This is a genomic window from Streptomyces sp. NPDC096323 (assembly GCF_040302845.1).
Lineage (GTDB): Bacteria > Actinomycetota > Actinomycetes > Streptomycetales > Streptomycetaceae > Streptomyces.
Window position 1 is genome coordinate 757,032 of the sequence record NZ_JBEOSI010000002.1, and the last position, 19,739, is coordinate 776,770.

The window sequence follows — 19,739 nt, forward strand, 5'->3', positions numbered from 1 at the left end:
CGCCGCGCTGCAACCTGCCGGCCGGACCAACGCACTTACGGGGTGAGACCGCCTCCGGAAGGAATCCCCGTGCCGAAGTCCAGCCGTCGTCGCACACTGCTCCGGGCCGCCGTGGCCACGGCCGCTCTGTCCGTCGCCGCGTCCACTCCCTTGCCCGCGTCCGCCCTCGACGGGGCCACCGCGCCCGCACCCGGCTGGGCGAGCGAGGCGGCGCCGTTCAGCGACGCCAACCTCGTCGACGTCGTCAACATGGGAGGGGGGAAAACCTGGGCGGCCGGATTCACCCTGCGTTATGAAGGCAAACTGATGCGGTTCCGGCCGGTGGTCGCCGAGCGTTCCGAGCCCGGGGCCGCCTGGACGCCCGTGGCCTCAGCCACCGCGGCCGCGGGAGAGGTCAACAGCCGGATCAACGCCGTGGACGCGAACGGCTCCCGCGACGTGTGGCTGGTGGGTGATGACGCCTCCGCCCTCGATGGGCGGATCTACACCCAGCACTTCGACGGAACCCGATGGCAGGTCGTGCCGGTGGATCCGCCGGAGAAGGCGGAGACGGCGTCCCTGTTGGACGTGGACGCACGCCCGGGAGGCGCCTGGGCCGTCGGCTTCACGCAGATCGAAGTTTCGCGGACCTGGAACGAGGTTAAGGGCGGCTGGATCATCGAGTCCCGGGACGCCGGAATCGCCCGGCACTTCGACGGGACCGCATGGCGCGACGTACCGCTCCCGGAACTGGACAGCGACTACTGGTACCTGAACGGAGTGCAGGCGGTCGCCGACGACGACGTCTGGGCGGCCGGTTACGACGGCGCAAGTGGCAGCCCGCTGCTGATGCACTACGACGGCTCCTCCTGGCAGCGCGTCGACGCCCCCGGCGTCACGGACATCCCCGGCCAGGCCCAGAAGCTCGCCGTGACCGAGGACGGCGAAGCGTGGCTGGTGGGTGAGGACTGGTCCCCCGAGGACGGGTCCACCCGCGCCCTGGTCGCCCGCCACGACGGCGCGGGGTGGCACAAGGTCGCCGTACCGGACGTGCCCGCCCGGCTCTACGGCCTGACCCCGCGTCCGGGAGGCGGGATCGCCGTCGTGGGCCAGACGCTCGGCGAGCAGCGGAAGGCGCTGGCCTGGGCGTGGAGGCCGGACCACACGGGCAGCGGGACCGCGCGGGGACGCTGGCAGGACCTGGGACTCCCGCAGCCCACGGCGACACTCCCCACGGATAACTCGGCGAGCGGAGTGGTCGGCGGACGGGGCGGGCTGACGGTGGTGGGAACCTCGGCCGCCGAAGACGCGTGGCCCCAGCCGTTCGTGGCCGTGCGGCCCGGCAACCACTGAGGCCGCGGGGGCCTGCGTCGCGGCCGCCCGTCCGGGCGGGAAGCCGCACCGCAGGCCCCCGTGCCTTACCGCATCCGCTGCGCAGGCACGGCCGGCACGGCGGGCGCCAGGGAGGAGAGGCGTGCCAGCAGGTCTCCGAACGGCCCGTCCACCGGCTCCTGCGCGAGGACCCGGAGCACCACGCCCGCCATCTCCTCGTTGTACGCGGCACTCACGGCGGCAAGCGCGGCGAAGTCGTGCACCAGCTGCAACTCCAGCTCCGCACGCGGGATGCGCCGCCCGTCCAGCCACATCAGGGCCGTCGACTCGGCGAGCGACACCCACGACCGTACGACCAGCTCCAGCCGCGCCGGAGGTTCCTCGACGCCCAGATGGGCCAGGATCTGCTCGCAGGCCGCCCGGCGCACCTCGTCGATCATCGCGTTCGCCGTCGAGGAACCCACCGCGGGACCGCCCCGCATCAGCGCGGCGAACCCGGGTCCGTGGTCGTCGACGAAGTCGAAGAACCGCCCCATCACCCGCAACAGGCGGGCTCCCAGGGGGCCTTCGCGCGGCTCCAGGAACCGGGCCGCCAGCTCGTCCGCCGCCCGCCGCAGCGCCGCCTCGTACAGGCTCTGCTTGCCCGGGAAGTAGTGGTAGACGAGCGGCCGGGAGATCCCCGCGGCAGCGGCGATCTCATCGATCGACACCTCGTCCGGAGACCGGTGACCGAACAACTCCAGCGCGACACCGATCAACTGCTGCCTGCGCTCCTCGACGCCCATCCTGCGCCGCACCACGGTCGTCATGAGGAACAGCGTACCGACCACCGGCGCGGCGCGGCCGGTGCCGCGGGCACAACGGCCTCTCGCGTTCCGCTGCCAGGACCCGGCCCGAAGCGGCACGATGGCCGGATGGTGAAGCGGAACGGTAAGCGAAGGGCGTCGGTGGACGCGTGGCGCGCGGCTGCCGGACTGGTCTGCTGCGCCGGCCTGGTCCTGCTCACCGCATGCAGCGGTGGCGGGGACGGGGACGACACCCCGCCGACCGCCACCGGCACGCTGGAGGAACTCGCCGCGAAGGCGCACTGCGAGCCGAAGCTCCAGACCGACGCGCAGGAGCTGCGCCAGGCCAACTGCACCACGGAGGACGGACATTATGTGCTGGCCACCTTCGCCACCGACCGGGGTCAGCGCGAGTGGATCAACGAGGCCAACGACTACGGCGGCTCGTATCTGATCGGCCGCAGGTGGGTCGCCGTCTCGGACGCCACGGTGATCGCGGCACTGCGCGGCCGGCTCGGGGGGACGGTGGAGGACGCCTCGCCGCACCAGGGGCATGAGGGGAACGAGGCAAAGGACTCCGGTCACCACGGGAGCTGACCGCGCAGCGTGCGCGGGGCGGTGTGCCTTCAGCGGCACTTGCGCCCGTCGTTGATGCAGCTCACCACCCTCCGCATCAGCTTGGCGTCGAAGACGTTGATGAAGTCACCGTGGTCGGTGACGGGCTTGTGCAGCTGCTCAGGAAAGGAGTCGACGGCGAACCCGGGGCCCGGCGGCACGTCGTACACGATCCGCTGGACCAGCTGCGGAATGGCCCGGAACCCGTTGGGGCACCGTCCGTCGTCCTGCGCGAAGGCCACATGCGTGCGGTGGTTCGCGCTGTCGGTGTTCCGCCCGTCCCAGCAGCTCTGGAAGGCGAAGGAGCGGACGACCTGACTGCCCTCGGGACAGATCGGGTACTTGTCCTCGAGCTGCCGGTCCTCGAACCCGGTGCAGCTCCAGGAGGCGTTGGCGTTGGCGTCGCCGTTGGTCAGCGCCTTGGCGTCACCGGTGATGATGCGCAGGAAGCGCGGCATGGCCGTCACCTTCCCGGTGGGGTTCCCGACGAACTTCAGCGTGACCTGGGACGGGGTCTGGATCTCGCCGATGTTCTGGTCCTTGCCCCCGCCGTCGGCGTCGGCGTCGTTCTCCGCCTCCCCGTTCTGCAGGCGGAGCACGGGCCAGTAGTACGTGGACCGGTCCCCCTGGTTGCGGCAGGTGGTGTCGCCGGCCGCCAGGTCGTCGTCGCCCGAGAAGGCGTCCGTGGCCTGGTTGCCGACGTAGTCGTGCATGTGGTGGGCGCCGTTGCCGACTCCGGGCGCGGCGATGACGTTGTCCGGGTTGAACTTCCCGTTCTGGTTGCGCCCGCACTCGGTGGTGAAGGTGCCGCGCGAGGCGCCGCGGAGCCGGGCCGGCTTGTCGACGTTCGGCTGGACGGACTGGATGTCGACGAAGTCGGAATCCTCGGGACCGTTGCCGACCTGTTCCTGTCCGTCCTGGTCCTGGCCGTCCTGGTCCTGACCCTGGTCCTCTCCGCCGGCGTCCTGGCCTTGATCCTGGCCGTCTCCACCGTCGTCCTGGCCGGGGTCTCCGCTCGGGCCTCCGCTCGGGTCTTCGCTCGGGTCTTCGCTCGGGCCCCGGCCCTCCGCTTCGTCGTCCGCGCGCAGGCTGCACGGGGCCAGTGAACCGAGCCCCTCCGGGCGCCGCGCACTGCGCCCGATCGCGGTCGCGATGCGGTCGATGCTGGCGGTGCGCCGGGCCTTCAGCGGATCGAGTACGGCGTTCTGCGCGAGCTGCGGATCGCGGGCCATCCTGTCCCGGCGGTCGGCGAACTCCCGGTAGGCGTCAGTGATCTGGGTATCCATGGCGGCCAGTTCACGATCGACCTCCGCCCGCGCCGGGTCGGGCACCTCGGGGATCTCGTTGACCACTTCGGGGCAGTCGATGGTGGACGCCTGGCGGACCGGCTGCCAGGTCCGGCCCCGGGCCGGGCCGGACGACGAGCCCTCGCCCGCAGAGGCGTAGACGTTGACCGCGGCCAGCCCACCCCCGCCCAGTATCAGTGCGGCCGAGGCGATGATCGCCCGGTTGGCCAGGGTGGAGCGTTTCTTGCGCGATGTGCGTCCCATGGAACTCCTCGGACTCCTCAGGCTTCGCGGGGGAGAAGCGTGACGTTCCATACGGGGCCGGCGCGCGCCCCGTTCAATGGGACGCGGAATTCCTGAGGCGGATGCGAGGCAAGTGTCAGACGAACTCGGCCAGTTGGGGATCGACCGGAGCGCCCGTGAGCCGGTTGGCCAGGGTGGAGAGGGTGTAGGCGCCGATGCCCAGGACCACCTCCAGCGCGTTGCGGGCGCTGTACCCGTGCCCCAGGAACGACTGGAGCGTGCCGTCGTCGACCGCCCCGCTCGTCGTGATGACGGCCAGGGTGAACTCCCGTACCGCCTCCAGCCGTTCGTCCGGCAGTGGGCTCCCGTCGCGCAGTGCGGCGATGACTTCGGCGTCGGCCCCGAGGGCGGTGAGCTTCGCGGTGTGCATGGCCACGCAGAGATGGCAGCCGTTGCGGGCGGCCACCGTCATGATGAGGGTCTCCCGGGAGAGCGGGTCCAGGGTCGTCGACTCGAAGAGCGCGCTCATCTTCAGGAAGCCGCCGAGAAGCTCCGGGGACGAGGCGAGCCGGGCGACGGCGGCCGGCAGGTATCCCTGCTTCTGCGCCACGGCCGCCATGGCGGTGCGGGCGGCGGGGGGAGCGGATTCGAGGGTGTGGTCGGGGAAAGCGGTGGCGGTCATGGAGGGCCTCTCGCGATAAACTCGACAACGTGATTGACGAAAAGGTAAACCAGGTTGTCGAGTTTCGCAATGGCTGAGCGTGCGGAGGGTGCCCCCGGTGAGGCCGGAGCGGGCTTCGAGCTGCCCGTTCTGCTCTTCGCCGGATTCCGTTCGATCGTCGACGCGCTGCACCGCGAACTGGCCGAGCAGGGCCACCCCGACCTGGGCCCCGCCTACGGGTACGCACTCCAGTCGGTGGGCCGGGACGGCTCGACCGCCAGTGAGATCGGCCGACGGCTGGGTGTCTCCAAGCAGGCCGCCGGGAAGACCGTCGAGAAGCTCGAAGCCCTCGGGTACGTCGAGCGCGTCGACGATCCGCAGGACGGCCGGCGCAAGCTGGTCCGGCTGTCCCCCCGCGGGATCGACATGCTGGTGCGCTCCGCCGAGGGCTTCGACCGGCTGCGCGCCGAGTGGGTGCGGGTGCTCGGGGCCGACCGCGTCCGCGCCATGGAGGCCGACCTGCGCACCATGGCCGCCCCGGACGCCTTCAGGCTCGATATGGCCGCCTGGTTCAACGGCTGAACCGGCCGGGCCGGGCCGGGCCGCCTGGTTCAGCCCCTAAGGGCTGTCCCGCAATTCCTGGCGGGCGCACGACGACAGCTACGGCACCTCGCCGCGTTGTCGAAACACCCGAATACATCCAGTATGCGGGCGCCTCTCCGCCTTGCGATGCACCGCATCTGACGCCGCGCGCTGATCCACCAGGAATTGCGGGACAGCCCTTAGGGCCTTTCGCTTGGATCAGACCCCGCGAGCCCGGCATGATCCAAACGAGAGGCCCTAGCCCCGGTCCAGATAGGCCAGCACCGCGAGAACACGGCGGTTGTCGTCGTCGGAGGGCGGCAGGCCGAGCTTCCCGAAGATGTTCGACGTGTGCTTGGCCACCGCCCGCTCCGTGATCACCATCTGCGAGGCGATCGCCGCGTTCGAACGGCCCTGCGCCATCAGCTCCATGACCTCCCGCTCCCTGGGTGTGAGCCCGCCCATCGGCTTGTCCTGGGCCCGCCGCGACAGCAGTTGCGAGATCACCTGCGGGTCCATCGCCGTGCCGCCCGCCGCGACCCGGCGCACCGCGTCGATGAACTGGTCGGCGTCGAAGACCCGGTCCTTGAGCAGATAGCCGATCGCCCCGTTGCCGTCCGCCAGCAGCTCGCGCGCGTACAACTGCTCGACGTGCTGGGAGAGTACGAGCACCGGCAAGCCGGGCCTGACCCGCCGTGCCGCCAGGGCGCACTGCAGCCCCTCGTCCGTGTGGGACGGCGGAAGCCGGACGTCGACCACGGCGACGTCCGGCTCCAGCTCGGCGAGGGCCCGGGTGAGTTCGGGCCCCGTCTCGACGGCGGCCGCGATCTCGAAGTCGTAAGCCTCCAGCATGCGCACCAGGCCGTCGCGCAACAGGAAGAGATCTTCGGCTAGGACAACTCGCAAGGGATCTCCATGGTCACCATGGTGGGACCGCCCGCGGGGCTGCTGACGGCCATGATGCCGTCGAATGTACCGAGTCGGCGTTCGATACCGCTCAGGCCCGAGCCCCTTCCGGTCACCGCACCGCCCTTCCCGTTGTCCGTGACCGAGATCCGCAGCATGCCGGCGGCGTGGTGCAGATCCACCCAGATCCGGTCCGCGCCCGAGTGCTTCGCCGCGTTCGTCAGGGTCTCGCTGACTGCGAAGTACGCCGCCGACTCGACCGGCGCCTCGGCCCGGCCGTCCAGCTCCACGTCCACCTCCGACTGGATCGGCATCCGCAGCGCCAGCGCCCTGACCGCGTCCCCGAGACCGCGCTCCGCGAGGACCGGCGGGTGGATGCCCCGTACGAGATCGCGCAGTTCCGTCAGCGCCTCGGCCGAGGACGCGCGGGCCATCGCCAGGAGCTGCTTGGCCTGCGCCGGGTCCTTCTCGATCAGCGCCTCGATCGTGCCGAGATTCATGCCCATGGCGACCAGCCGGGCCTGCGCCCCGTCGTGCAGATCCCGCTCGATGCGCCGCAGCTCGGACGCGGCGGTGTCCACCGCCTCGTGCCGGGTCTCCGTGAGCCGGTCGACGCGCAGGGCCAGTTCCTGCTCCTGGGTGGGGGCCAGCACCGAGCGGGCGAGCAGGAAGTGGGCCCGCAGCAGCCGCTCGCTCAGGGCCACACCCGCCGCGAAGAACATCACGCCGACCGCGGCGGCGACCAGTGCCGTCGCCTGGCTGTCGACGGGGACGAACGCGTACCAGTACCGGTCGTCCGTGAACACCCGCCACAGACCCGCCGCCAGGACGACACCCTCCACCGGATAGATCATCAGCGCCGCCGCCAGGGTCGCCACCACATAGCCGGCGGTCATGTCGACCAGCATCCACCGGATGTCCCGCCAGGTCGCCGGGTCCTTCAGCATCAGCGTGGTCCGTTCCACCTGACCGGTGAACCCGCTGCGCACATCCTTCGGCAGTGGCCGGTACGGAACAGGGATGCGGACGTCCGACCAGGTGACCGCCAGCAACCGGCGCTGATTGGCGTGCTGGCGGACCGCCGTCAAAATCAGGGGGGTGGTGACGAGGCCGAGGCCCAGCGGGATGAAGGCGATGGAGAGCACCGTCAGCACGAACAGCGTGACCGAACCTGCGATCGAGGCCAACGACAGCAGCAGCCCGCGTCCCGCGGCCAGCAATGCGGCCCTTATCCGTCCGGTCGGCCTGTTCATAACGGTCCCTCTTTCTTCGCCGGGCACTCGTGGCAGCCCCCGTTTCCCGCCCCAGTCTGACCTTCCGCCGACCGCGGCGTCAGCCGTTCCGCCACCCGGTGGGGGTGTACCTACCACCACCCCGTGACCTCGCCCTATGTCACGGGAAGAGGGGGGTTCGGCGGCTGGGGTGACGGGCCGGGAATTCCTAGATTCAGCGGTGTCAGGTCCGACATCTATCCCAGGGGGCGAACACGCCATGAGGCGTAATCTCGCGGCACGTATCGGTGTGTGGAGCGCACACCATCGCAAGACGGCCATTCTCGGCTGGCTGCTCTTCGTCGTTCTTGCCGCGGGCATCGGCGGCGCGTCGGGCATGGTCGAGATGACGAACGCGGAGAACGGCGCCGGTGACTCGGCCCGCGCCGAGCAGATCCTCTCCGACGCCGGCCTCAGCCACCGGGCGGGCGAACTCGTCATGGTGTCGTCGGCGGAGCCCGACGGCTGGCGGACGGCGGCGGACGAGCTCTCCGCGGCCCTCGCGAAGACCGGCGAGGTGACGGACCTCGCGGCGCCGGTCCCGTCCAAGGACGGCAAGGACGCGCTGATCACCTTCGGGATGAAGGGCGACCCGGCCACCTCCGCCGACCGGGTCCAGCCCGTCCTGGACGCCGTGGCCCGGGTCCAGGGCGACCGGACGGACGTCACGGTCCACCAGTTCGGCGAGGCCAGCGCCGGCAAGTGGCTCGGCGACCTGCTCTCCGAGGACTTCAAGAAGGCCGAGTTCACCGCCGTGCCCCTGGCACTCGGCATCCTGCTGGTCGCCTTCGGGGCCGTCGTCGCGGCCCTGCTGCCCGTCGGACTCGCCCTGACCGCGTGCATGGCCGCCTTCGGACTGCTCTCGCTCGCCAGCCACCAGCTGCACCTCTTCCAGACCACGTACTCCGTGATGTTCCTGATGGGCTTCGCCGTCGGCGTCGACTACTGCCTCTTCTACCTGCGCCGCGAACGCGACGAGCGGGCCGCCGGGCGCGACGCCGAGACCGCGCTGCGGATCGCGTCGGCGACCAGCGGCCGCTCCGTGCTCGTGTCCGGGCTGACCGTCATGGTCGCGATGGCCGGCATGTTCCTGTCCGGACTGATGCTGTTCAAGGGCTTCGCCCTCGCCACGATCATCGTCGTCTTCATCGCCATGATGGGCTCCGTGACGGTCCTGCCCGCGCTGCTGTCCTGGCTGGGCGACCGGATCGACGCCGGACGCGTGCCGCTGCTGAACCGGCGCAACAAGCGCGGCAAGAAGGAGAGCGGCCGGATCGCCGGCAAGCTGCTGCGGCCCGTCCTGGCCGCGCCGAAGTTCTTCGCCGCCGCCTCGGTCGTCGTCCTGCTCGTGCTCGCCGCACCGGCTGTCGGCATGAAGACCGAATCGCTCGGCCTGGAGAAGCAGTTCGGCTCCGAATCCGCGCTGTCCGTCGCCTACCGGCACATCCACGACACCTTCCCCGGCGGCCCCGCCCCCGCCCAGGTCGTCGTCGAAGCGGACGACATCCAGGCGCCCGCCGTACGCAAGGCACTCGCCGGCTTCGACAAGGTGACCGTCCACCGGGCACAGAACATCGCGGAGATCGAGGTACCGCTGCCCGGCGGCAAGGCCGCCCTGAGCGAGCTGAGGGAGGACCGGCTGCCCGCCGCGTTCGACGGCACCGGCGCCCGTACCTACGTCACCGGTGAGGTGGCCGGGTCCGTGGACTTCAACGACCAGCTCAAGCGCGGCATCGTGCCCGTCTTCCTCTTCATCACGGCGGTGACCTTCCTGCTCATGCTGTTCTGCTTCCGCAGTTACGTCATCGCCGTGACGTCCATCGTGCTCAACCTGCTCTCCGTGGCCGCCGCCTACGGCGTCATGACCGCCGTCTTCCAGCACGGCTGGGGTGCCTCGCTGATCGGCTCCGAGGGGGTCGGGGCGATCGAGTCCTGGATGCCGCTGTTCGTCCTCGTCGTCCTGTTCGGACTCTCGATGGACTACCACGTCTTCGTGGTCTCCCGGATCCGCGAGGCACATGGCCGCGGTCTCTCCACCCGCGCCGCGATCGACGAGGGCATCCGGCGCACGGCCGGCGCGGTGACCGGCGCTGCCGTGATCATGGTCGCGGTGTTCTCGGTCTTCGGAACGCTGTCCATGCAGGACATGCAGCAGATGGGCGTCGGCCTGGCCGTCGCGGTGCTGCTGGACGCCACGATCGTACGGATGGTGCTGCTGCCCTCCGCCATGTTGCTGCTGGGCGAGCGGAACTGGCGCACCCCGCGCGGGCTCTCCCGCCTGCCGGAACCGGACCACGGCGAACCGGAGCCCGCTCCCGTGGCGGCCCCGGTGATGCACGGCTGACCCGGAACGAACGAGGTGGGCCCCGGCCGCGGTACGTACCGCCGCCGGGGCCCACCTGTGCGCTCAGGGCGTGTACTTGTAACCGACGCGCCGCACCGTCTGGATCGAACGGCGGTGCTCGGCGCCCAGCTTGCGGCGCAGCCGGGCGACATGGACGTCGACGGTGCGGCCGTCGCCCACGTGCCCGTAACCCCAGACCGTCGTCACCAACTGGTCGCGGGTGTGCACCCGGTGGGGATGCGCCACCAGATGGGCGAGGAGCTCGAACTCCAGGTAGGTGAGGTCGAGCGTGTTCCCGTTCACCGCCGCCGTGCGCCGGACGGAGTCGATCCGCACCGGACCCGGCCCCGGCGCCGTGTCCTCCAGGATTTCGGGCACCACGTACTGGGCCGTCGCGGCCGCGATGGCGGGCTGCTGGTCCGCGGGGACGAGCACCAGGTAGCCGACCATCGGCGGCCGGCCCGGCAGCGACGGCAGGGTGTGCTGGGGCGCGGGCAGCCAGGTGGCGCCCGGTGTCAGGAACGCGGAGACATCGGCCGGCCGGACGACCTCGTCCGGGGCCACGGCTCGCAGCCGGTGACGGTTGGGGGAGGGGGGACGGGCGGAAGCGGTCGCAGCGGTCGCCGTCGGCGCTGCGGTGGCAGCGGCTGCGGCGGAGAAGGTACGGGCGTTCGCCATGAGGGTCAGCTCTTTCGCGCGAGGGAGTCGTCTGTGGACGGACTTGCTTCGTGCGCGCGGACCGAAGACCGGGGTGAGCGGTGTTAGAGGGCCTGCGCGTTCGTCGCGCGGCAACACACCCGGTCGAAGTCGTGATGCTGACGGGAAGGCCAGAACGGCTCGAGGTCGCTGCGACCCGTCGAGGTGTGCTGGATGCTGGCCATACCCCCATTGAACCAGAGAACAGGGCGCCTGCGCAGACCCCTCTCACCCGTCGATACGGACCCTTTGCCTTGGACGGCGCCCCTTCCTCAGCCCACCAGCCTCTTGCGCCAGTCCAGGGCCGGCAGTCCGATCGCCTGATCCGGTGAGCCGTCCCATTCCACCGTCAGTCCGGCTTCCGCCAGCACGGCCACGACCTCGCGGCCCACCGCGGCCGTCGTCTCCGCGGACTCGTCGAACCCGCCGTAGTACAACGTCAGTCCGTGCCCGGCCGCAGCACTCTCCGTACCCTGAAGGTGGAAGAAGACGAAGCCCCGTGCGTCGTCCCGCCCCTCCGCGTGGATCTCGCCGACTCCGCACGACCGGCAGCACGTGAAGTGCTCCCGGGCGGTGATTCCCCGCCCGTCCAGCACGGCGAACGCCCGCTCCAGCCGGTCCGGATCGGTCACGTCCGACCACAGCCGCTGCTCCTCGACACGCTCCAGCCACAGCCGCTCCACCAACTGCCGCGCCTGCGCGAGGGTCACCGGATGCACGCCGTCCTTCACCAGGTAGTCCTCGGCCGACTCGGCGAGCTCCTCCACACTCCCGTACCCGCCGCGGAGCAACTCTCGCACCCGCGCCTCGAGTTGCTCATGGATGTCCGCCGCGATCTCCGGTACGGGCTCCGGCTCCGGCAGGCCCAGGCCCTCCCAGCTGATACCGGCGTCCCACCCGGACTCCTGGCGGGCCCAGCGGACCATCAGCGCGGCGACCTGCTCGGGCGCCTCGACGACAGCGCGGACGTGGGTGGCGGCCCCGCCGACGCGGTGCTCCACGTCGTACGCCCCGCCGGCCTCGTGCCACACCTGGATGAACGTGCCCGGGATGTCCGGTATCCGTTGCACGACCAGGAATCGGTCCCCGGTCGTGCCGATCCGGTGCACCAGGTCGCCGAACTCCTGGTCCGGGACGCGGGTGTGTGTCTGCTGGTTCTCGGTCACGATCTTGATGTCGAGCATGCGACCAGCCTGGCACACCGCACCGACAGTCTCCCGGGCACGCGTAAGGGGCGCCCACCGAACCTGCCGGTGGGCGCCCCTTACGAGCGGTGCGGCCGGATCAGATCTGGCCGGCCTTCTCCAGCGCGGTGCAGCAGGTGTCGACGATCAGCCGCGTGACGAGGTACGGGTCGACGTTGGCGTTCGGACGGCGGTCCTCGATGTAGCCCTTCTGGTCCTGCTCGACCTGCCACGGGATGCGGACCGAGGCGCCGCGGTTGGAGACGCCGTAGCTGTACTCGTTCCACGGGGCGGTCTCGTGCAGGCCCGTCAGGCGGTCGTCGATGCCGGCGCCGTAGTTCTTGACGTGGTCCATCGGCTTCGAGCCCTCGCCCAGCGACTCGCACGCGGTGATGATCGCGTCGTAACCCTCGCGCATCGCCTTGGTGGAGAAGTTGGTGTGCGCGCCCGCGCCGTTCCAGTCGCCCTTGACCGGCTTCGGGTCGAGGGTCGCGGAGACGTTGAAGTCCTCGGCGGTGCGGTAGAGCAGCCAGCGGGCGATCCACAGCTGGTCGGAGACCTCCAGCGGGGAGACCGGACCGACCTGGAACTCCCACTGTCCGGGCATGACCTCGGCGTTGATGCCCGAGATGGCCAGGCCCGCCTTCAGGCAGTTGTCGAGGTGCTTCTCGACGATCTCGCGGCCGAAGATCTCGTCCGCCCCGACGCCGCAGTAGTAGCCGCCCTGCGCGGCCGGGAAGCCGCCCACGGGGAAGCCCAGCGGCCGGCTGCCGTCGAAGAAGGTGTACTCCTGCTCGATACCGAAGATCGGCTCCTGGGCGCCGAACTGCTCGGCGACCGGGCGCAGCGCGGCCCGCGTGTTGGACTCGTGCGGGGTCATGTCGATGTTGAAGACCTCGCACAGGACCAGGACGTCGTCACCGCCGCGGATCGGGTCCGGGCAGGTGAAGACCGGCTTCAGCACCCGGTCGGAGGCGTGGCCCTCGGCCTGGTTGGTGCTCGACCCGTCGAAGCCCCAGATGGGCAGCTCGGCCACGTCGGACGACGGGGAACCGGGCATGATCTTGGTCTTGGAACGGAGCTTGGCGGTCGGCTCGGTGCCGTCGATCCAGATGTACTCAGCCTTGAACGTCACGGAAGCCCATCCTTTGCGGGTGCTGCGGTCTATGCAGCGCAGCTTCGCAAGACGCGATTTCCCGACCGTTGCCCTTATGTGAACCCCGTGTTACCGACGTTTCCCGCGTGAGACGGCCCGGCGGTGGGGTGGGGCGGGGCGGGGCGGGGTGAGGTGAGGGGGATGAGGTGCGGGTCATGGGGTGCGGGTCATCCGCTCGGGTCCCGGAGCAGGGACTCGAAGCCGGCGGCCCGGATTCGGCGCATCAGCTCGGCCTGGCTGGCGGGCAGCGACGCGGCCGCCCGCGAGAGGAGCCAGTCCGCGTCGGCGAGCAGCCGCAGCAGGTGCCCGCGGCGGATCTGCGTCTCGGACAGCCGGAACGTCTTGAGATAGGCGACCTGCCCCTTGTGGTCGGTGATCGTCTCGCCGATGTGCTGCCCGCCCCGGTTGCGCAGGAACGGCGGCAGGAACCGCCACAGGTTGAACGAACCCATCCGGTACACCCGGTCGAAGCCGTACGAGGTCTCCAGCAGGTCCCGCGCGAAGAGGGTGTCGTGCGCCTCGCTCCACTTCCGCCCCTGCCGCAGCGCGGCCGCCCGGAGATCCGCGAGCGTCCGCAGTTGCGGCCCGTCCGGGATCCGCGCCCCGAAGTCCGCCACCGGAGCGCCGTACATCGCGTACTGGTGGACCAGCTCCCCGTACAGGTCCTGGACGAGCGACGGGTGGAGCAGGCGGTAGTCGTCGGGGTGAGGCACCACGAAGGCGGCGGCGAGCACGTCGGCCGCGTACACCATCACGCCGCACTGGCCGGGATGGATCTCGAACGCCCGCAGCGCGTCACCGAGCCCGCGCACCGACCACCCCAGATACGCGTCCTCCGCACGCGGCGACAGCCCGTCCCGCAGCGCCTGGCGCGACCACTCCTCCCAGGCGGTCGAGGGACCGCCGAAGTGCAGCGCGAGATAGCCCTCCATCGCGAGATGCAGCGGCAGGAAGCGCAGCCGGTTCCCGGGCTGCCGTTTGGCCAGGCGGTGGTGCCGGTGACGCGGCAGCGTGAGCGTCCTCGGCGGATCGCCCCCCGAGCCGCTTCCGAACTGCGTGCCGTACGCCGCCGTGTTCGCGCCCTCGCCCGTCCAGTCCGCGACGAAGCCGTGCGGGATGTACGAGGTGTAGTGCGCGCCCGGACCCACCTCCACCGTGCCGGTCATGCCGTACCCCTCGTACACCTCCCGGTGCAGGCGCAGCCCCTCGACGGGCTTCTCCCGCACCAGCGGCACCAGCCGGATGCCGCCCCAGACCTGCGACGGGCGGGCGGTCAGCCCGGTCAGTTCGAGCCTGGTCACCGCGGTCCTCCCAACGGGTCATCGACGAACCGGGCGACCTGCCGGTCCAGATACGCGTACAGCTCCGCAAGGCCGGTGCGCCCCTCGGAGAACTGCGCGATCTCCACCAGCGCGGCCAGGTCCTCCGCGTCCCGGATCCCGGCCGTCGGCACGCTCGGCGACAGCCGCCGGACGTCGAAACCGTCCGCGTCGTATACAGGGTTCACATGGATTGCTGCCGTGCGCCGCTCCGGATCGAGACGCGTCCGCCACACCCGCAACACCTCACCCGCCAGCCCCGGTGGCGCGTTGTCCCAGCCGTCCGAGACGATGACCAGCCGCTCCGGACCGTGCTCCAGCGCGTCCAGGACGCGGATGCCGAGCGGCGTCGGCCCCCACGGCCTGACCAGCAGCGGATCCCTCGCACCGGTGGTCCACAGCGCGGTGTACGCGCCGGGTGCGGCGAGCGCCTCCAGCAGGAAGTGGCAGGCCAGCGCCACCGCGAGCGGACGACGCCGCTTCTCGCCCGAACCGGACGACGAGTAGCTGTCGTCGAGTACGGCGGCGACCCGCCCCCAGCTCCCCTCGTGCGGCCCCACCGCCCGGCGGGCAGCGGCGCGCAGGGCCGCGGTCAGCTCCGCACGGTGACGCACGCGCAGCTCCGTGCCGAACGTCAGGACGTACAGCGCGAGCCGGGTCAGTGGCATCACGGTCAGATCGACATCCGCCGGAAGCTCCGAAGGGGCGGCCTTGCCGCGCTGCCCCTGGGTGCGCAGCCGCTCCAGCCGAGTCATCCGGGGAACCATCCGCTCCAGGAACGCCTCGCGCTTCATGCCGTGCCGGGCGGCGAAGCCCTCGGCGACGGTGAACGGCAGCTCGTCGACGGCGCCCTGCTCGTAGTGGGCGCGGCGCCAGGCGTCGAGCAGCCGGTGCCGGTAGCGCGGCAGCCGCCCCGGCCGGAAGAGGAAGGCGCCCAGTTCGGTGTCGCGCGGGCCGCCCGCCGCCCCGCCCGGCGCCGCGTCACCGTCGTTCAGCCGGAGATGGGCGTGGCGGACCGCGGTCTTCAGCCCCGCGCGGTACTTCACCGCGTCATGCGCCGGATCCGGCCGCCCGGCCACCCAGTCCCTCATGATCGCCCGGGTGCGCCGGTTGTTGACCTTCGCGGCGCGCAGCCCCCGGAACAGCCGGTAGACCCGCTGCGGCGGCAGCTTCGACAGCCGTGCCGCGATCAGGCGGCCCTCGGTGGCCTTCTCCTCGGCCGAGGCGTCGGCGGCGTACTCCAGCAGACCGTGCACGATGCGCACGGCATTGTGGTCGTTGATGTCCAGGGCGAGCGAAGCGGCGTACACCCGGCGGTAGTTGACCCGTACGTACGCGTGCAGGAAGTCCAGCGAGAGCTGCTGCCGGTACGCCCCCGAGTGGAATTCGCGCTGCCCGGTCGCGGTGATCGCCGCGTTGACGAACAGCAGCACGTCCTCGGCGGCGACGAGGCCGGCCCGGGTCTCGGTCGTCATGATGCACCCCCCCCGTGGTGTTCCGCGCGGCGGTACGCGCATGCGGAAGCCGGCCGGGGAATGAGGGGGCGAACAGCGAAATGTTTGCTTTAGAGGCAAGTCCCGGAAGTCGCCCCGGAGTCCCGCGGCCGGCTCGGTCAACATAACGGCCTCCTCCCGCGCCCCGCCATCGGATTCGAATGCCCAGGACGACGCACCGGGCACACTGGTCCCATGACGACACCCGAGGCACCCCTGCGTATCGGCCTGGCCGGTACGGGCCCCTGGGCCCGCATCACCCAGGCCCCCGCCCTCGCCGCCCACCCCGGCGCCGTGCTGAGCGGGGTGTGGGGCCGCAGGGCCGAGGCGGCCCAGGAGCTGGCCGCCGCACACGGCACCACGGCATACACCGGCGACGCGGGGCTGGACGAGCTGTTCGCCGCGAGCGACGCCATCGCCTTCGCCCTGCCGCCCGACATCCAGGCGCCGCTGGCCGCCCGGGCCGCGGCCGCCGGCTGCCATCTGCTGATGGACAAGCCGGTGGCCACGACCGTCCAGGGCGCCCGCGAGGTGGCCGAGGCGGCGGAGCGGGCCCGGGTCGCCTCGATCGTCTTCTGCACGCTGCGGTTCGCGCCGGAGACCGCGGCATGGATCGCCGAGCAGCAGGCGACGGGCGACTGGTTCACCGCGCACGCCGAGTGGATCGGCGCCCTGTGGGCCCCGGGCGCGGACAGCGAGTACGCCGCGTCCCCCTGGCGCCGCGAGAAGGGCGGCCTGTGGGACGTCGGCCCGCACGCCCTCTCGGTCCTCATCCCGGTGCTCGGCGACGTCACCGCCCTGACCGCGGCCCGCGGCCCCGTCGGCACCCACCACCTGATCCTGCGCCACACCTCCGGCGCCTCCAGCACGGTGACGCTCACCCTGGCGGCGCCGCTCGCGGCGGCCGGGGTGGGCATCGAGCTCAGGGGTGAACACGGCATCGTCGGCCTGCCCCGCTGGGACGGCGCCGTCGGAGCGTTCGCCGCGGCGGTGGACGCGCTGATCGCATCGGTGCGTACGGGCGAGGCGCACCCCTGCGACGTACGGTTCGGGCTGCGCCTGACGGAACTCCTCGCGGAGGCCGAGGCACAGGCGGGGCAGTAGCGGTCAGCCGCCGGTCTCCTTCGCATCGCCCGGGGCGCCGGCCGCCGCCCCGGGCTCCGGCGCCCCGGGCTCCGCCGAGAGCGCGGCGAGGAAGCCGTGCAGGAACCGCCGGACGGCGGCGGTCTCCGCCTCGTCGAACTCCCGCAGCAGCGCCACGGCACCTCCGATCGCCGCCCCGAACGCCGCCCACCCCAGCTCCACCGCGTGCGGGGTCACGCTCAGCAGCACCCGCCGCCGGTCCCGCTCGTCGCGGGTGCGCGTCAGATGCCCCAGCCGCTCCAGCCGGTCGATGAGCGACGACGTGCCCGCCGAATTGAGCCCGAGCTCCGCGCCCAGCCGCCCGGCGGTGACGTCGGTACGGCTCCGCTCCGCGTCGAGCAGACAGATCAGAGCCCGTACATCGGTGGGATGCATCCCGTTCCGGGTCGCGAACTCCGCCTGCCGCAGGCCGAACACGACCGTGACCTGACGCAGCAGATGGACGATCTCCAGTCCGGGCTCCTGCTCGCTCATCTCCGACTCCTCGCTATTATCTCGCTCAGCGAGATAATATTCCACGCGTATGGATCCCAGGGAGCGCGCCCCATGACCTCCACCCCGCCCGCTACCGGCAGCACGGCCTTCCTCGCCGCCTACGACCAGGTCCTCGCGGCCAACTGGCCCGCCGGAACCACCTCCACGCAGGTCCCCACCCCGTGGGGCAGCACCTGCCTCAACAGCTACGGCCCCCAGGACGCCCCGCCCCTGCTCCTGCTGCCCGGCGGCGGTGCGACGTCCACCGTCTGGTACGCCCAGGCCGCCGAGCTGGGCCGCACCCACCGGGTCCACGCCGTCGACCTCGTGGGCGAGCCGGGCCGCAGCACGGCGGGGGAGCGGCCGGTCCGTACCGTGGACGACCTGAACGGCTGGCTCGACGCGTTGCTGGACGGTCTGGGTGCCGGGCCGGTCGCGCTCGGCGGCCATTCGTACGGCGGCTGGATCGCCCTGCACTACGCCCTGCACGCACCCCGCCGGGTCCGCAAGCTGATCCTCCTCGACCCGACCGGCTGCTTCGCCGGATTCCGTCCCGGCTATCTGCTGCACGCGCTGCCGATGCTGCTCCGCCCCAACGCCGCACGGACGCGCGCCTTCCTGGAGTGGGAGACGGGCCGTGCCCCGCTCGACGCGGACTGGCTGAGGCTGCGCGAAGCGGCGGCCGGCTTCCCCTCCGCCCGCCCGGTCACCAGCCCCCGCCCGTCACCCGGGGCCCTGCGCGGACTCGACGTACCGGCCCTGGTCCTCCTCGCCGGACGGGGGCGCGCCCAGGACGCGACCCGGGTGGCCGCGGCCGTGAACCGGCTGCTGCCGCACGCGGAGACGGCCGTGCTGCCCGGCGTCTCCCACCACGCGCTCCCCGCGAACGGCCCGGCGGTGCCCGAACTCAACCGCAGAATGGGGGAGTTCCTCGGCGCCGACGCGAGGTCCTAGGGTCTCCCGCGCCGCTCAGCGCCCCAGCGCGTCCCGGACCGCCTCGTCCGTGCGCCCGACCACGGCCGTGCCGTCCTCCGCCGTGATGATCGGCCGCTGGATGAGCCTCGGGTGCCCGGCGAGGGCCGTGATCCAGCGCTCCCGCGCATCCGCGTCCCGCGGCCACTCCTCGAGCCCCAGCTCCTTCGCCTCCGCCTCCTGCGTCCGCGTGATGTCCCACGGCTCCAGGCCCAGCCGGCCGAGCACGGCCCGGATCTCGTCCGGCGACGGCACGTCCTCCAGGTACCGGCGGACGGTGTAGTCGGCACCCTCCGCGTCGAGCAGCGTCAGCGCGCTACGGCACTTGGAACAGGCGGGATTGATCCAGATCTCCATGGGGTCAAAGGTACGCGATGGACCGCCCGAAAAGCCCTCTGGCCAGGGCCGATTGTCAGTGGGGGGCAGTAAAATGGGGGGAGTTCGTGAGGGTTCCACCACCGCGCCCGGGAGGTTGCCAATGGCCGTAGCCGCAGTCACGACCAAGCCGCTCCACATACCCCTGAAGAAGAAGCCGCTCCCCGCCGGACGGCCCCGTGAGTGGTACGTCTCCCACAATCGCCGGCTGAAGGCGATGCGCCTGGCGATCGCCCTGCTCGACACGGGCGTCTACCACCCGTCGAGCGCGAGCAACGCCCGGATACGTACGACCGCCGAGCGCCTCGCCATCCACCCGCCGTCCGACACCACCTGCCGCATGGTCCGCGCGCTCATCCGCTACGGCCGCTGACCGACAGCCGGCCCTAGGACCGCGCCCCCGGATTCAGCAGGAATCCGGGGGCGCGGTCGCGTCGTCAGAACCCGCCGCACGTGGCGGTGGCGAAGGCGCCCGAGGCGCTGGCGGTGCGGTGCGTGCCGTCGTCCACCGTCACCGAACAGGCCACGTCCCCGCCCGACTTGCCGAGGCTGACGACGAACGTACCCCCGTTCATGAAGCCCTTGGTGTCCAGCTCCCCGGTCCACGGCAGACTCCGCAGGGTCAGCCGCGCGGTCGACAGCTCCTCGCCCTTCCACGTGCTGTAGGTGAGCGTCACGTCCCGGGCGGCGCCGGTGACCTCGTACCGGATGTGCACCGTGCGCGCACGCTCCGCCGAGACCTCGCGGGCCAGCACCGCGGAGACCGCGCCGGCACCGAGGGCGAGCACCACGGCGATCAGCAGCAGCACCCAGGGCCACAGCCGTCGCCGCCTCGGGGGCGGCGGGACCGGTGGGCCGGGGGCGGTCTGCTCGCTCATCCCCCCAGCCTCGGCCGTCCGCGCCCGGCCCGCGACCCCACCGCC

At 71.7% G+C, this 19,739-nt stretch carries 20 protein-coding genes; 7 read left to right on the plus strand and 13 right to left on the minus strand.

Going from position 1 to position 19,739, the window contains the following annotated elements; all coding sequences use genetic code 11:
* Positions 1-69: 69 nt before the first annotated feature.
* Positions 70-1,332 carry a hypothetical protein gene (locus ABTX18_RS07365; RefSeq protein WP_352121758.1) on the plus strand — a complete coding sequence of 421 codons (1,263 nt, stop codon included), beginning with the start codon at positions 70-72 and terminating at the stop codon, positions 1,330-1,332.
* A 65-nt stretch (positions 1,333-1,397) separates the two neighbouring features.
* On the opposite strand, the gene ABTX18_RS07370 is transcribed toward ABTX18_RS07365, so the two are convergent.
* Positions 1,398-2,120, minus strand: coding sequence for a TetR/AcrR family transcriptional regulator (locus ABTX18_RS07370; protein ID WP_352121759.1), 723 nt, complete (start codon positions 2,118-2,120; stop codon positions 1,398-1,400).
* Positions 2,121-2,225: 105 nt separating this feature from the next.
* Between ABTX18_RS07370 and ABTX18_RS07375 the strand changes: the two genes are divergently transcribed.
* Positions 2,226-2,693, plus strand: coding sequence for a hypothetical protein (locus tag ABTX18_RS07375; RefSeq protein WP_352121760.1), 468 nt, complete (start codon positions 2,226-2,228; stop codon positions 2,691-2,693).
* Between the two features lie 29 nt (positions 2,694-2,722).
* Here ABTX18_RS07375 and ABTX18_RS07380 read toward each other — a convergent pair whose 3' ends face one another.
* Both ABTX18_RS07380 and ABTX18_RS07385 read right to left on the minus strand, forming a co-directional pair.
* On the minus strand, positions 2,723-4,261 hold the full coding sequence (locus tag ABTX18_RS07380) for a DUF1996 domain-containing protein (RefSeq protein ID WP_352121761.1): 1,539 nt from the start codon (positions 4,259-4,261) through the stop codon (positions 2,723-2,725).
* Positions 4,262-4,376: 115 nt separating this feature from the next.
* On the minus strand, positions 4,377-4,922 hold the full coding sequence (locus ABTX18_RS07385) for a carboxymuconolactone decarboxylase family protein (RefSeq protein WP_352121762.1): 546 nt from the start codon (positions 4,920-4,922) through the stop codon (positions 4,377-4,379).
* A gap of 69 nt (positions 4,923-4,991) precedes the next feature.
* On the opposite strand from ABTX18_RS07385, the gene ABTX18_RS07390 reads away from it, so the two are divergent.
* Positions 4,992-5,483 (plus strand): MarR family winged helix-turn-helix transcriptional regulator, encoded by a 492-nt coding sequence (locus tag ABTX18_RS07390; protein WP_352121763.1) that lies wholly within the window; start codon positions 4,992-4,994, stop codon positions 5,481-5,483.
* Between the two features lie 258 nt (positions 5,484-5,741).
* Here ABTX18_RS07390 and ABTX18_RS07395 read toward each other — a convergent pair whose 3' ends face one another.
* A complete protein-coding gene (locus tag ABTX18_RS07395) occupies positions 5,742-6,389 on the minus strand; it encodes a LuxR C-terminal-related transcriptional regulator (protein ID WP_352121764.1) in 648 nt (215 codons plus the stop codon).
* The gene (locus ABTX18_RS07400) at positions 6,374-7,642 is read right to left on the minus strand and encodes a sensor histidine kinase (protein ID WP_352121765.1); all 1,269 of its coding nucleotides are present in this window, start codon (positions 7,640-7,642) and stop codon (positions 6,374-6,376) included. The genes ABTX18_RS07395 and ABTX18_RS07400 overlap by 16 nt, the downstream gene beginning before the upstream one ends.
* A gap of 238 nt (positions 7,643-7,880) precedes the next feature.
* Between ABTX18_RS07400 and ABTX18_RS07405 the strand changes: the two genes are divergently transcribed.
* Positions 7,881-10,004, plus strand: coding sequence for an MMPL family transporter (locus tag ABTX18_RS07405; protein WP_352121766.1), 2,124 nt, complete (start codon positions 7,881-7,883; stop codon positions 10,002-10,004).
* A gap of 63 nt (positions 10,005-10,067) precedes the next feature.
* Here the strand turns inward: ABTX18_RS07405 and ABTX18_RS07410 are convergent, their stop codons facing one another.
* The 5 genes from ABTX18_RS07410 to ABTX18_RS07430 all read right to left on the minus strand — a co-directional run bounded on the left by ABTX18_RS07410 (position 10,068) and on the right by ABTX18_RS07430 (position 15,876).
* A complete protein-coding gene (locus tag ABTX18_RS07410) occupies positions 10,068-10,682 on the minus strand; it encodes a winged helix-turn-helix domain-containing protein (protein WP_352121767.1) in 615 nt (204 codons plus the stop codon).
* Positions 10,683-10,972: 290 nt separating this feature from the next.
* Positions 10,973-11,884, minus strand: coding sequence for a DUF6891 domain-containing protein (locus ABTX18_RS07415; protein WP_352121768.1), 912 nt, complete (start codon positions 11,882-11,884; stop codon positions 10,973-10,975).
* 100 nt (positions 11,885-11,984) lie between these two features.
* Positions 11,985-13,019, minus strand: a complete 1,035-nt coding sequence (glnII, locus tag ABTX18_RS07420; RefSeq protein ID WP_352121769.1) for a glutamine synthetase — start codon at positions 13,017-13,019, stop codon at positions 11,985-11,987.
* 188 nt (positions 13,020-13,207) lie between these two features.
* A complete protein-coding gene (locus ABTX18_RS07425) occupies positions 13,208-14,341 on the minus strand; it encodes an ARPP-2 domain-containing protein (RefSeq protein ID WP_352121770.1) in 1,134 nt (377 codons plus the stop codon).
* Entirely contained in the window at positions 14,338-15,876 is a 1,539-nt protein-coding gene (locus ABTX18_RS07430; RefSeq protein ID WP_503061104.1) for a hypothetical protein, read from the minus strand. The genes ABTX18_RS07425 and ABTX18_RS07430 overlap by 4 nt, the downstream gene beginning before the upstream one ends.
* A 171-nt stretch (positions 15,877-16,047) precedes the next feature.
* On the opposite strand from ABTX18_RS07430, the gene ABTX18_RS07435 reads away from it, so the two are divergent.
* Entirely contained in the window at positions 16,048-16,956 is a 909-nt protein-coding gene (locus tag ABTX18_RS07435; RefSeq protein ID WP_352121772.1) for a Gfo/Idh/MocA family protein, read from the plus strand.
* Positions 16,957-16,959: 3 nt separating this feature from the next.
* Here ABTX18_RS07435 and ABTX18_RS07440 read toward each other — a convergent pair whose 3' ends face one another.
* A complete protein-coding gene (locus tag ABTX18_RS07440; protein WP_352121773.1) occupies positions 16,960-17,469 on the minus strand; it encodes a MarR family transcriptional regulator in 510 nt (169 codons plus the stop codon).
* Between the two features lie 72 nt (positions 17,470-17,541).
* Between ABTX18_RS07440 and ABTX18_RS07445 the strand changes: the two genes are divergently transcribed.
* Positions 17,542-18,423 (plus strand): alpha/beta fold hydrolase, encoded by an 882-nt coding sequence (locus ABTX18_RS07445; RefSeq protein WP_352121774.1) that lies wholly within the window; start codon positions 17,542-17,544, stop codon positions 18,421-18,423.
* Positions 18,424-18,438: 15 nt separating this feature from the next.
* Here ABTX18_RS07445 and ABTX18_RS07450 read toward each other — a convergent pair whose 3' ends face one another.
* On the minus strand, positions 18,439-18,798 hold the full coding sequence (locus ABTX18_RS07450; RefSeq protein ID WP_352121775.1) for an arsenate reductase family protein: 360 nt from the start codon (positions 18,796-18,798) through the stop codon (positions 18,439-18,441).
* 121 nt (positions 18,799-18,919) lie between these two features.
* Here ABTX18_RS07450 and ABTX18_RS07455 point away from each other — a divergent pair, with 121 nt between their 5' ends.
* Positions 18,920-19,189, plus strand: a complete 270-nt coding sequence (locus ABTX18_RS07455; RefSeq protein WP_352121776.1) for a hypothetical protein — start codon at positions 18,920-18,922, stop codon at positions 19,187-19,189.
* Positions 19,190-19,253: 64 nt separating this feature from the next.
* On the opposite strand, the gene ABTX18_RS07460 is transcribed toward ABTX18_RS07455, so the two are convergent.
* Entirely contained in the window at positions 19,254-19,694 is a 441-nt protein-coding gene (locus ABTX18_RS07460; RefSeq protein WP_352121777.1) for a hypothetical protein, read from the minus strand.
* Positions 19,695-19,739 lie beyond the last annotated feature (45 nt).